This is a genomic window from Paenibacillus jepli (genome assembly GCF_047238105.1).
GTDB lineage: Bacteria > Bacillota > Bacilli > Paenibacillales > Paenibacillaceae > Paenibacillus_D.
Genome location: NZ_JBDFMD010000001.1, coordinates 1,416,497 through 1,429,432, shown reverse-complemented (window position 1 = coordinate 1,429,432; position 12,936 = coordinate 1,416,497). Strand labels below are relative to the sequence as shown.

General features: G+C 60.9%; 8 protein-coding genes. 7 read left to right on the top strand and 1 reads right to left on the bottom strand.

Translation table 11 applies throughout. The features are described 5' to 3' along the window. The first annotated feature begins 100 nt into the window (after positions 1-100). Positions 101-1,297, top strand: coding sequence for an alpha-D-ribose 1-methylphosphonate 5-triphosphate diphosphatase (locus ABC336_RS06405; RefSeq protein WP_413237881.1), 1,197 nt, complete (start codon positions 101-103; stop codon positions 1,295-1,297). Here the strand turns inward: ABC336_RS06405 and sspI are convergent. After that, a complete protein-coding gene (sspI, locus tag ABC336_RS06400; protein ID WP_413237880.1) occupies positions 1,285-1,512 on the bottom strand; it encodes a small acid-soluble spore protein SspI in 228 nt (75 codons plus the stop codon). The genes ABC336_RS06405 and sspI overlap by 13 nt on opposite strands. 148 nt (positions 1,513-1,660) lie before the next feature. On the opposite strand from sspI, the gene ABC336_RS06395 reads away from it, so the two are divergent. From ABC336_RS06395 to sbnA, 6 genes are all read left to right on the top strand, one after another. Beyond that, positions 1,661-2,326, top strand: coding sequence for a potassium channel family protein (locus tag ABC336_RS06395; RefSeq protein WP_413237879.1), 666 nt, complete (start codon positions 1,661-1,663; stop codon positions 2,324-2,326). A gap of 10 nt (positions 2,327-2,336) precedes the next feature. Beyond that, on the top strand, positions 2,337-3,137 hold the full coding sequence (locus ABC336_RS06390) for a TrmH family RNA methyltransferase (protein WP_413237878.1): 801 nt from the start codon (positions 2,337-2,339) through the stop codon (positions 3,135-3,137). After that, a complete protein-coding gene (locus ABC336_RS06385; RefSeq protein WP_413237877.1) occupies positions 3,134-3,658 on the top strand; it encodes a cyclase family protein in 525 nt (174 codons plus the stop codon). The genes ABC336_RS06390 and ABC336_RS06385 overlap by 4 nt, the downstream gene beginning before the upstream one ends. Positions 3,659-3,934: 276 nt before the next feature. Beyond that, complete coding sequence (locus ABC336_RS06380) at positions 3,935-8,578, top strand: amino acid adenylation domain-containing protein (RefSeq protein ID WP_413237876.1); 4,644 nt, start codon at positions 3,935-3,937, stop codon at positions 8,576-8,578. A 34-nt stretch (positions 8,579-8,612) separates the two neighbouring features. Next, a complete protein-coding gene (locus tag ABC336_RS06375) occupies positions 8,613-11,744 on the top strand; it encodes a cyclic peptide export ABC transporter (RefSeq protein ID WP_413237875.1) in 3,132 nt (1,043 codons plus the stop codon). 54 nt (positions 11,745-11,798) lie between these two features. Further along, positions 11,799-12,860 (top strand): 2,3-diaminopropionate biosynthesis protein SbnA, encoded by a 1,062-nt coding sequence (sbnA, locus tag ABC336_RS06370; RefSeq protein ID WP_413237874.1) that lies wholly within the window; start codon positions 11,799-11,801, stop codon positions 12,858-12,860. The last annotated feature ends 76 nt before the right edge of the window (positions 12,861-12,936 follow it).

Below are 12,936 nucleotides of genomic sequence, written 5' to 3'. Positions count from 1 at the left end.
TCAAATATCTTACAGTCCGTCTCTGTACGGACTGTTTTTTTTTGCCTAAAACGCATAAAATATAGACTATAACGTTTAGAGATGCTTGGGGGATGATGGGTTGGAAAAGACGATATACATAGCTGACGGCACCGTGGTCACGGCAGATGCACTGGTAGAAGCGGATGTTGTGGTCCGGGAAGGGCGAATCGCAGCCATACTTGCCACGACAGAGGCCAAACGCCAGTGGTTGGCCGAACATGGTGCCGGGCCCCTGGAGCGGATCGCAGCACACGGGCGGTATGTGATGCCTGGGCTGGTCGATATCCATTGCGATGCCATCGAGAAAGAAGCGCAGCCAAGACCGGGCACGTTGTTTCCGCTGGAAATGGCTTTTCTGGAGTTCGAGCGCAAGCTGCCGGTACATGGCATCACCTCGATGTATCACTCCTTGTCGCTGGGCGTCGGCCTCAGCCTGCGGGGCGATCATCTGCTGACCCGGATGATCGAGCTGATCCACGCGCTGCGGGCGCGCAGGGCGATGGTGCGCCATGGCATCCATTTGCGCTATGAGGTTGCGCACCTGGCAGGCCTCCCGATCATCGAACGACTGGTTGCGGAGCGGCAGGTGGATTATTTGTCTTTTATGGATCATTCGCCGGGGCAAGGACAATATAAGGAACCGGGATCTTTTGAACGGTATGTCATGAAAAATCAAGGCGTCACTGCCGAGGAAGTGAAGAACATCGTCAGCGATCTGCTTAACCGTCAACAGCTGGTAGACTGGTCCCATCTCCGACAGTTGGGCAAGCTTGCAGCCGAGAGCGGCATCGCCGTCGCCTCTCATGATGACGACACACCGGAACGTGTCGATGACTTTGCAGCGTTCGGCATTGCGGTATCGGAATTTCCCATGAACCTGGAAACCGCCCGGCACGCGGCCGGACGGGGGCTTCATGTATGTGTGGGGGCTCCCAACGTGGTGCGAGGCGGCTCGCATGATCGGAATATGAGCGCTGTGGATGCGATCAGGGACGGCTCGGCACGTATTCTGTGCTCAGACTACCATCCGGCCTCGCTGCTCGTGGCCGTCTTCCGACTGGTGCAGGAAGGGATCGTGCCGCTCCCTGAAGCGGCGGCCATGGCTTCGCTATACCCGGCAAGCGCGCTTGGCACAGGTGAGCGGACCGGCTCGATTGCCGAAGGCAAGCAGGCCGATCTGATCATCGTCGAACAGTTGGACGGGTACCCTATGGTCACTCACACGTTGGTTGACGGGCGGCTCGTCTATCAGGGAGCGCCTTACTACTCAGTCTGAGGCGTCTGTTTCTGAATCTTGGTATGAAGGCTTTCCACCATTGCTTGCTGCTGCTGGGGCTGACTTTCCAGCCAGATCATCTCGAAGAGCACGCCGAGACCGGGCAGCGCTTTTTCATCATTGCCTACGGAGCTCTCGATGACATCCCTTAGCTCTTCGTTGGACTTATCGAATACCCGCTGGATGATCGCTTGTCGCAGATTGATATCATTCACCTGGTGTATCCCTCCCCATCGTAGTTGTCACTCCTAGGATGCCCGGAGCCCCGGAGTTTCATGCCGCGTCCCGGGAGTGAGCGCAGCCTGCAGGTATGGTATAATGGGCAAATGGCAGAAGCCATCCGTCTGAAAGGAAGCGAGCAGCATGGCCAAGAAACAATTTGCGGTAATCGGCATGGGCCGCTTCGGCTCCAGTGTCGCGAACAGTCTGACCCAGATGGGGTTCCAGGTGCTGGCGATTGATTCCAGTGAAGAGCGGATCGATGATGTGGTGGATATCGTTACGCATGCGGTTATTGCCAATTCGACCGATGAAGATGCGCTGAAGCAGATCGGCATCCGCAACTTCGAAGTTGTCGTTGTGGCAATCGGCGAAGATATCCAATCGAGTATCCTGACCACGCTTATCCTGAAGGATATGGGAGTCAAGACGCTGATCGTCAAAGCCAAGAATGAGCTGCACGGCAAGATGCTGCAAAAGATCGGCGCCGACAAAGTCATCTATCCCGAGCGGGATATGGGCGTACGGCTGGCCCATCATCTTATCTCTCCCAATATTTTGGAATTTATCGAAATCTCTGATGACTACAGCATCGTCGAGATCCAGGCAACATCGCAGATGATCGGCATGAACTTGAAGCAGTTGGATATCCGGGCCAAATACAGATGCAACGTAATGGCGATCAAGACCGGCGGGCACATGAATATATCGCCATACGCGGAGGATGTCATCAAAGCAGAAGACATCCTGGTTGTCGTCGGCAAAAATACAGATCTAACGGAGCTGGAGCTTGCGTTTTCGGAAGGTTGAGATGCAGATCATGGCTAAACAAGAAATACTACATATTACATCGGTTCAAAACACGCGGGTGAAGGGTTGGGCGGCGCTGCTGGAAAAAAAACACCGCGACCGGACAGGCTGCTTCCTCGTAGAGGGCGTACATCTCGTCCAGGAAGCCCTTGCTAGAGGCGTCGAGCTGGAATGTATCGTCTATGATGTCGTGAGGGGCTGGCCTGAGGAATTGGCGCCACTCTCGGAAGGCGTAGAGCAGGTCGCTGCCTCCAGGCAGATCATGTCGCGCTGTACCGGTACGGATACGCCGCCGCCGGTGTTCGGCGTGGCCCGCAAGCAGCAGCCCGACAGATCGAGCCTGTACAAGCCGCAGTCTCTGGTCGTCGTGCTCGACGGCGTGCAGGACCCAGGCAACGTCGGGACGATCATCCGCAGCGCGGACGCTGTTCACGCGGACGCTGTGGTGCTCGGCCGCGGCTGTGTGGACCCGTACAATCCCAAGACCGTGCGCTCGACGATGGGCTCGCTGTTCCATCTTCCCGTCATCGAGGGAGACCTGTTGGAGCTGCTCCCCGAGGCGCGCCGCCACGGCATCCGGCTCACCGGGACGAGCGTGCAGGCCGAGGAGACCTGCTACAGCCGGGATTGGTCGGCAGCGACCTGGCTGGTCATGGGCAGTGAATCGCGCGGCCTCTCCAGCGAGGTCCAGGAGCTGCTCGACGATACGGTGCGGATCCCGATGCGGGGCAATTCGGAATCGCTCAACGTGGCGATGGCGACCACGGTCTTATTGTACGAAGCCTTGCGGCAGCGGGAGTATAACGGGTGAAAGTGATCGATCTCTCGCTGCCGATCGTGGACGGCATGCCCGTCTATCCCGGCGATCCGCAGGTTCGGGTCCAGATCGCGCACACCTATGCGAGTCATCAATGGGAACTGCGGCAGCTCTCCATGGGGACCCATACGGGCACGCATGTCGATGCGCCTTCTCATATGCATCCCGGCGCAGCGACGCTCGACAATCTTCCTCTGGAGCGGTTCTTCGGGTTAGCGCGCATCGTCGGGAGCGCCGCCCCCAACTGGCCGCCGGACCGTGGTCTGTTCTTCACCGAACCCGCCGGCATCGACAGCTATCCGCGGCTCGCCGAGCTGTGCCCGCCATTTGTGGGCGGGGAGCTGTCCGAGGAGTTGGAGCGAGCGCTGCTGGCGCTGGGGATTGTGACCTATACTGGGCTTCACGGATTGGAGCGTCTTCCGGCTGGATGCGATTTTATGTTCTATGGATTCCCGCTGCGCATCGCTGGCGGCGATGGTTCTCCGGTGCGGGCCGTTGCGGTAGTTGAAGGTTGACTTATTCATATCAATACGGAGGCCTTTGTCATCTGCTGACAAAGGCCTTTTTTTGCTGGTCAGCCACATGCTGCATCGGACCGTTTAACAAACTTTTAGCATTAAGTTTTATTAATATGAAAATTGGTTCAGAATTGGTTTTCTTGGTGAAGGAGTAATGTATTCTGGCGAATGTCAGGGTTTGTAAAACTCATGTACTAAGGAATGTCAGCCGCCGGAGCCAGGTAGATGCATGATGCAATCCGTCCCGGTCGGCTTTTTGAGGGAGATTAGACGATGACAATGGCCAACCCGAACACGCTCCTGCCGCTCACCCACCCCCAAAAACGAATTTGGTATATCGAGCAGCTGTACCCCGGAACGACAGTTCATCATATCTGCGGTACGGCGCTGATGAAAGGCGAAGTTGATATAGAACGGCTCAGCGAAGCCTTGGCGCTCGTCCTGCGCCGGCATGATGCCCTGCGGATGAGACTGGTGACGGTGGAGGGAGACATCTATCAATCTATACATAACCCGGTAAAACCGGACCTGCCTCATTTTGACAGCCGGCATAGCCGCCATCCGGAGCAGGCCTTACATACTTGGCTGCAGGAACTCATCCGCCAGCCGTTCGAGCTGTTGGCGCATGAGCTGTATCAATTTGCGATCTTCCGTACGGCCGAGGGAGAGACGGGCCTGTTCGTGAAGATCCACCATCTTGTCTTCGACGGCTGGTCGACGCAGCTGTTTACACGGGAGCTGAGCCGCTGTTATGCGGCATTGTCCAAGCCTGGATGCGCGAGCTTGCCGGATATCGCGGACATCGCTTATCTCGGGCTGCATGACAGAGAACAGGCATATCTTGCTTCGCCGCGCATGGAGCGGGACCGGCAGTTTTGGCTGACCCAGTTCGATGAAGTGCCGCCGCTGCCGTTCCGCGATTCACCGGACTGGCGCAAAGGCGGGCGCTGGTCGATCGAGCTGCCGGAAGCGCTGTGTGAACGGACATTGGAGTGGGTGGAGCAAAACGGCGTTTCACTGCATGAACTGTTCGGCTTGCTGCTCCAGATGACGATGTACAGCCATTATGGCGTGGCTGATTTCACCTTGGGCGTACCGGTCTACAACCGGACGACCAGCGCCGAGAAGGAAGCGGTCGGCATGTATACAAGCACGATGCCTCTGCGTTGTGTGCTGGACGCGGAGCGGACGCCTGTAGAGCAGCTGCAGGTGCTGCGCCGGTTGTTCCGACAAGGCTATCTGCATCAGAAGTATCCATACGATCTGCTCGTCCAGCAGCTGCGCGGACAGCTGCCGGACGGCGACGCCATGTTCCAGGTCTGTCTCAACACCTATGTTTTCAACCCGCACGAGACGCTGGCAGGCAGCCCATTGTACATCGAAGAGCTGTACAAGGGCGATCAGCTGTACCCGCTCGAGCTGATCGTCAAGAACTGGAGCGGCGGTCAGCTGCAGCTGGATCTGGATTACAAGCTGGCGCTGTTTACTCGCAAGCAAGTTAAGGCTTTGGGCAAGCGGCTGCAAGCGCTGCTGGAGCAGGTGCTCCGGCAGCCCGAAGCGCCGCTGCATGAGCTGGCAGCACTGGCAGAGCATGAGGTTGCAGCTGAACCGCTGCAGCAGCTCCCGAGCCAGACCGTCGTAGAGGCGCTGGCTGCCCGGGCCAGCGAGGCTCCTCAGCGGATCGCTGTCAGAGACGGCGGGCTGACGGTGACCTATGGTGAGCTGCTGACCCGGATCCAGACGATGGCTTCATGGCTCGCTGAGCATGGCGTAGACTGCGGTGACCGTGTAGGCTTGTACAGCGAGCACCGTCTGGACTCGGTGACCGCCATCTGGGCGATCCTGTCGCTGGGAGCGGCCTATGTGCCGATGGACGTAAGGCATCCCGCCGGGAGGATCGCGGATGTGCTCTCGGACAGCGACTGCGCCGCAATCGTGGCTGACCGCGAGCTGCCTGCCGAGTCGCTGGAGCAAGCGGTGGGGGCAGCGGTGCTCCGGCTGGATCAGTGGACGCCGCCCGCTCCGACAGCAGATGGAGAAGTGAAGCCGGAGCGGGAGCTCCCGGGAGCTTCCGGACCTGACGAGCTTGCCTATCTGATCTACACGTCCGGTTCGACAGGCAAGCCCAAGGGCGTCATGATCAAGCACAGCAGTCTGCTCGATTACGCTTTGTGGGCGGCGGAGCGCTATATGCGGGATGAGGACGACGTGTTCGCCCTCTATTCCTCCCCGGCCTTTGACTTGACCGTCACCTCGATCTTCGCGCCGCTGGTGGCTGGAGCACAGATCGATATCTACAGGGAGAGACAGGGCACAGCATCGGTACTACCGGAGATCTTGGCTGCTTCGCGGGCGACGGTGATCAAGCTCACACCCGCGCATCTGGCATGGCTTGCCGAGGCGCCTGCGGCGGCTGCTTCGGTACATACGCTGATCGTAGGCGGCGAAGCGCTCGGGACGCCGCTGGCCAAGGCGGCAGTCGGCGCATTGGGCGGAGTTCGTCTGTACAACGAATATGGACCGACGGAAGCGACTGTCGGTTGCATGATTCACTTGTTCGACAGTCAAAGCGACCGGGAGGCGCATGTGCCGATCGGACACGGGGCTGCGCATGCCCGGATCTATCTGCTCCGTCCAGATGGCAGCGAGGCCGCCGTTGGCGAAATCGGGGAATTGGTGATCGCAGGGACTGGCGTCGCCGCCGGTTACCGGGGGAGAGAAGAGCTGACCCGCAGCCGCTTTCTGCCCGAGCCCGGTCATCCGGGATCGCGCATGTACCGGTCCGGCGATCTGGCCGTCCGGGACGAGGCGGGCATGTATCGCTATCTCGGGCGCATCGACGACCAGATCAAGCTGCGGGGCTACCGGATCGAGCCAGCGGAGATTGAACGGAGCCTGCTCGGGCAGCAGGGGGTGAAGGAAGCGGCCGTGGTGCTGGGAGAGCCGGGGGAAGGCCAGTCCACGCTAATTGGATATATCACTGGAGAATCGGTGGCGGCCGAAGAAGAGCTGCGGCGGGCGCTTGTAGCAAGGCTCCCGGACTATATGGTGCCTGCCCACATCCTGAGGCTGCCTGCGCTGCCTTTGACGCCCGGCGGCAAAGTGGACAGGCGGGCATTGGCCCTCAAGGATGTCCAGTCTCCGAAGGCAGCGGCTTCCATGATGGCGGAGCATGCGGAAGCAGGCTCTGCTGCTGGCGCAGCCGACGGCACGGACCGTCTGGAGACGCTGCTGACCGTTGCCGGCGGTCTGCTGCGCAACCCGCATCTGAGCGAAGGAGATGACTTTTATAGAGAAGGCGGCGATTCGATCAAGGCGATCCAGCTGGCCTCGCGATTGCAGGACCAAGGCTGGCGTCTGGCGCCGTCGGAGATATTGGAAGCAGCTGTTTTGGGGTCTATAGCCGAGCGTATGGAACCTCTTGGACAGTCTGCTCCGGACGGTCCCCCGCTAACAGGAACTCTGCGTCTGCCGCCGATCGCGGCCTGGTTTTTCGAGCAGGACTTGCCGGTGCCGGATTACTGGAATCAGTCGGTGCTGTTGACGCTTGATGAGCGGATCACGCCGTCTATGATCGACGAAGCGCTGACGATCATCGTCCGCCGTCACGATGCCTTGCGTCTCAATGTAAAGCCGGGGACGGAGGACGCCGCTGCCTCCCTGTATTACAGTCCTGACAGCCTGGGCCGTAGGTTCGGATCCAGCCGATCCGACCTGTCGGGACTTGCCGGGGTCACGCAGGCCGCAGCGCTGGAGCGCGCATGCGTGGCCTGCAAAAACTCGCTGGACCTGGAAGCAGGGCTGCTGTTGGCAGCCTGCTGGCTGGACCTTGGTGAAGGAGGGCAGCGACTGCTGCTGACGGCGCATCATCTTGTCGTGGACAGCGTCTCCTGGCTCATCCTCACGGAAGATCTGGAGCGGCTGCTGGCAGCGATGCTGCAGGGCCGTCGCCCGGAGCTTGCGCATCGCTCGGCATCCTACGGCGAATGGGTGGACACGCTGGTGGAGCGGGCCGCACGGCTGCAGCCGGAAGATCTCGCATTTTGGACGGCAGGCGCTGGCGATATGCCAGCGGATGCTGAAGCCGGGGACTCGGCATCATGGCGAGTGGCGGCCGGATCGCCTCCCACATCCGGCCAATGCGTCCTCGGCACGGAAGAAACCGCCCGGTGGCTCGGGCCAGCTAACCGGACTTACCGGACAGAGCCAGTCGAGCTGCTGTTGGCCGCCCTGGCCGTCGCCCTCGCATCCGACAGCGGTACCGGGGAGCAGCATCCGCTCGTCATCCAGATGGAGCATCACGGCCGGACGCCGGCCAGCGGGGCGCTGGACCTCACCCGGACCGTGGGATGGTTCACCAACCTCTATCCGCTGGCGTTGGAACGTCATATGCTGGATGCTGCTATCGTCCTCTCCGGCGAGGCTGAGGGCGCGGCGGGTATGGACGGTGAACGGGTGTCGCAGGCGGTCACTTATGTTAAGGAGCGCTCACGCAGCGTCCCGAGACAAGGCAGCGATTACGGGATCGCCCGGTATATGACAGAGCGGCTGAGGCTGGCCGGACCGTCCTCAGATACCGGTGTAATTTTTAATTATCTTGGCGAGCTGACTACAGGCGGCTCGGGACAACTGATCAGGCTGGCGCAGGAGGCGAGCGGGTCCGATACCCATCCAGCCAACGGGTCGGTGAGCCGGATCGAGGCGCTTGCCTGGGTGGCAGAGGAACGGCTATGTCTCACTGTCCGCCTGAGGGAGGGCGGTGAAGCTGCCGCTGGACGCTTGGCAGCGACATGGTCAACTGTGTTGAGGCAGCTGGTAGATCACTGTATGGCTGCCGAGGTGCGCGGCTTTACGCCGTCCGATTTTGATATGGTGCAGCTGAGCCAGGATGAGCTGGAGGGTCTGTTTGATGTGTAGCCTCTCCAAACGTTCCGTGACAGGTGCACGTCGTATGCAAGGCGGTGCTGCGCGCAAGACACATCGACTGCCGCTGCTCTTGCTTGCCGGATGGCTGTGCTGGCTGGCGCTGGCTGTCCCGGCAGCTGCCGCGACACCTGCAATGGCTTCAGACAGGCTTGCCGCCATCGAGGAGTTTGTACAGCGCCAGATGGACAAGGCGGAGATCCCCGGCCTCGCGGTAGTGATCGTGCAGGACGGCCAGACCGTCTATAATCGGAGCTTTGGCTACGCTGACCTGGAGGAGAGGCGGCCTGCCTCATCGGATACGCTGTACGAGCTCGGCTCCAACAGCAAGGCGTTAACTTCGCTTGCGGTGATGCGGCTGCAGGCCGAAGGCCGGCTGTCGCTGGAGGACCCGGTGACAGACTATATCCCCTGGCTGGAGCTCACGTATCAGGAGGAGCCCCGCGAGGTCAAACTCGGACATCTGTTGTACCATACCAGCGGCATCCCGTTCGCGTCGATCGGTCAGATCCCGCCATCGGCCGGGGACGACGCGGCGGAGACAACTGTCCGTTCGCTGCTCGGGCAGGAGCTGGATTCCGAGCCGGGCTCGCGTTACGAATATGCCACAATCAACTATGCTGTGCTTGGGCTCGTCATCGAATCGGCGACCGGACAAGCCTTTGCGGATTATATGGATACAGCGATCCTGCAGCCGCTTGGGCTGGATGCGACAGTAGCGGGCGTGGAGCGGGCCGATCCCGGGCAGCTCAGCCAGGGCTACAAGGGCCGCTTCACCGAACCGGCCGCCTACAACCCGCCGCTGTACGAGGGCAACGCGCCATCCGGCTATATCCTGAGCACCCCGGATGACGTCGCGCGCTGGCTGGAGCTGCTGCTCGGCGGCGAGCTGCCGGATGGCTTCGATCCAGCCTGGCTGGAAGCGACGCTGACGCCCGACCGGACGGTCGCGCCATCTTCGTCAGGCGCTTCTTACGCCGCCGGCTGGGAGGTCTATCAGGACGGTGCGGGGGAGTATGCGCATACTGGCAGCAATCCGGCGTTCTCATCGTATATGGCTTTCCGTCCTGGGGAAGGCGCCGGTGTCGCCGTCCTGGCCAACCGCAATAGCGATATGACGCCGCTGATCGGTCAGAGCGTGCTGCAGCTCTGGCTGGGCAAGGAGCCGCCGGTGCCTGGACAAGATCTCTTCAAGCGGGCTGACACGTTTGCAGTTGCCCTGCTGATCATCCTGACGCCGGCGGGACTGATCATCCTCGCCTATACCATCCTGGCGCTGCGCGATATCGTTCGCGGCCTGCGCCCTCCGGAGCCGCGATGGGTCAAGTGGCTGACCGCCCTGGCCGGCCGCGGTGCGGCGGCGGCGGTGGCAGCGGCAGCGCTGTATTATCTGCCCCCGGTGATCGGCCTAGGGCTGAGCTGGCACTTCGTCGAGGTATGGCTGCCCCAGACGGTGCTGCTCGCGGTCTGGCTGCTAGCGGCTGTGATCGGCCTGTATCTGCTGTATTCCCTGCTGATCGCATGGTTCCCCCGGCGGCAGGACCGGTCGCTGCTGCAGCCGGTCGTCCTGGCGGTGATGAGCGGCTTCGGCAATGCGTTGATCATCTTCGTCATCAATGAATCGTTTGTCCGCAGCGACAATCTCACGAGCGGACTGGTGGCCTACTTTGGCCTCGCGGTGCTGATGTATGTCGTCGGACAACGCTATATCCAATCGATGCTGGTGCGGCTGACCAATCAGTTCGTCTATGAGAAGCGGATGGAGCTGGCCGGCAAGCTGCTGGAGACGGATTACGCCCACATGGAGCGCCTCGAACGCGGGCGGGTCGAGGCGACGCTCAGCAGCGATACCGAAGAGATCAGCAGCTCGATCGGGCTGCTCGTAACCGGTGGTACCAATGTGGTGACGCTGCTCTGCTGCTTTGCTTACCTTGGGATCATGAACGTCTACGCCCTCCTGCTGTCGCTGGTCATCATCGCGGTACTGGCGGGCATCTATTATCTGGTCGGAGAGAAGGCCAACCTGCTGTTCGAAGAAACGCGCGACATCCAGAACCGGTTCTTCGGCTACATCGCCGATCTGCTCCGGGGGTTCAAGGAGCTGTCGCTGAGCCGTGCAAGGAGGGCGGGCTTCCGCGAGGCGATGGACGAGAGCTGCGAGACGTTCCGGGAGAAGCGGACCGATGCGCAGATGAGATTCGTCCATGTGTTCATCATCGGCGAGACGCTGTTCGTGCTCGTGATCGGCTGTGTCGTGTTCCTGTTTCCGGCGATCTTCGAGCAGATGAACAGCGATATGCTGCGCAGCTACGTCTTTGTGTTCCTGTACATGACGGGGCCGGTCAATCAGCTGCTGGACAGCCTGCCTCAGATCGCTCTGATCCGCGTCAGCTGGGGGCGCGTCAAGAGGCTGATCCGCGAAGTGGACGAGCGGCGCCGGGAATACGAGTCAGACGATGCCGGCCGGTTATCGGCGACAGGTGATAAGCCTGCCGTGTCGGACCAGGCGGATCAGTCGCTGCCGGGGATCGAACTGCGAGGCGTCGTCTACCGGTATCCCGGCGAGACGGGCGGCAGCAGCCGCTTTGCCGTCGGCCCGATAGACTGCGCCTTCCGTAGCGGCGAGGTGACCTTCATCACCGGCGGCAACGGCAGCGGCAAGTCCTCTCTGGCCAAGCTCATCACCGGGTTGTACCGGCCGGATGAAGGCGGGATCCTGCTGGAAGGCCACCCGGCAGCTCCAGAGGAACTGCGGGAGTCATTCACGGCGATTTTTGCCGACTTTCATCTGTTCGATGCGCTATACGGAATCGATACGACGGGCCGCGAAGCCCGAATCGCCGAGGTTCTGCGGCTGCTGGAGCTGGATGACAAAGTCGCTATAGAAGAAGGATCATTCAGTACGACCAGCCTGTCGACCGGACAGAAGAAGCGGCTGGCGCTATTGGTCGCCTATCTGGAAGACCGTCCGTTCTGTCTGTTCGACGAATGGGCGGCCGATCAGGACCCCGGCTACCGCAGATTGTTCTACGAGCAGCTCCTGCCGGAGCTGAAGGCGCAGGGCAAATGTATTATAGCGATTACGCACGACGATGCCTATTTCGATACGGCTGATCGTGTGATCAAGATGGATACAGGACGGCTGGTCCGGAGTACATGATCCATGTGCACGCCTGGCCCAATTCCAATCGAGGACCGGAAGGAAGGGATGCTTATGCTGGGGCGGCTCCAATCATGGCAAGAGGCGATCGGCAATACTCCACTGGTAGAGCTCAAGCATGACAAGGTGCAGCTGTTCGCCAAGCTGGAGAGTCACAATTACACCGGCAGCGTGAAGATTCGTCCGGCCTACACCATACTGGAGGCGGCGATTGCCAGAGGGGACATCACAGAGAAGACAACGGTGATCGAATCGTCATCGGGCAATTTTGCCATTGCCCTGGCCTCTCTGTGCAGACGGCTGGGGATCCGCTTCATTCCCGTGATCGATCCCAACATTAATCCATTGTATGAGAAGCTGTTGCGCTCGCTTTCTCCAAGAGTGGAGAAGGTGACCGTGCGGGATGCCACCAACGGCTACCTGCTGTCGCGGCTTGGGCGGATCGAGCAGCTCATGGCGGAGATCAAAGGAGCCTTCTGGACCAATCAATACGATAATCCCGACAGCGTCCGCAGCCACTACGAAGGCGTAGGGCGGGAGCTGGCGGAGGGGCTGCCGCGCATCGATTATGTGTTCGTGGGCACCAGCTCGTGCGGCACCCTGGCCGGGGTATCGCGGAGGGTCAAGGAGCAGCATCCGGCGGCCCGTATTATCGCGGTCGACACCGAAGGCTCGGCGATCTTCGGCGACCAGCCGCGCAAGCGGCTGATTCCGGGCATCGGCTCCAGCATCGTCCCGGCCAATCTGAAGGAGGCGCTCATCGACGACATCATCCTCGTCCCGGAAGCCGCCACCGTCGATGGCTGCAACCGGCTGATGCGGGAGCACGCACTGTTCGTCGGCGGTTCTTCGGGCACGGTCTATGCGGCGGTCTGCCGTTACTTTGAAGGCATGGCCAGGCCTGCGGACGGCCAGCGGCCAGTCGCCGCCTTTATCTGCGCAGACGGAGGGATGGCGTATATGGATACGCTGTACAACCCGGAGTGGACGGCGCAGCTGCGGGACAATGGCGGTGCGGACGCGCCATGGCCCGCCGCTCGCGAATCGGCCGCTATGCGGGGAGCTTCCCGGCAGGCGGCTTCCGGGATCGCGGCGGGGCGCCGGACGGGGCGGTAGGCCCCGGCCCGCCCGTGGCAGCAGTGAAGACGCTGCGGAGAGGAAAGAACATTGCGCTGTAGCGGGGGACCAGGTG

Coding starts and splice junctions, on each gene's coding strand:
- ABC336_RS06395 (WP_413237879.1), top strand. CDS start 1,661: ATGGCCAAGAAACAATTTGCGGTAATCGGCATGGGCCGCTTCGGCTCC.
- ABC336_RS06390 (WP_413237878.1), top strand. CDS start 2,337: ATGGCTAAACAAGAAATACTACATATTACATCGGTTCAAAACACGCGG.
- ABC336_RS06380 (WP_413237876.1), top strand. CDS start 3,935: ATGACAATGGCCAACCCGAACACGCTCCTGCCGCTCACCCACCCCCAA.
- ABC336_RS06375 (WP_413237875.1), top strand. CDS start 8,613: ATGCAAGGCGGTGCTGCGCGCAAGACACATCGACTGCCGCTGCTCTTG.
- sbnA (WP_413237874.1), top strand. CDS start 11,799: ATGCTGGGGCGGCTCCAATCATGGCAAGAGGCGATCGGCAATACTCCA.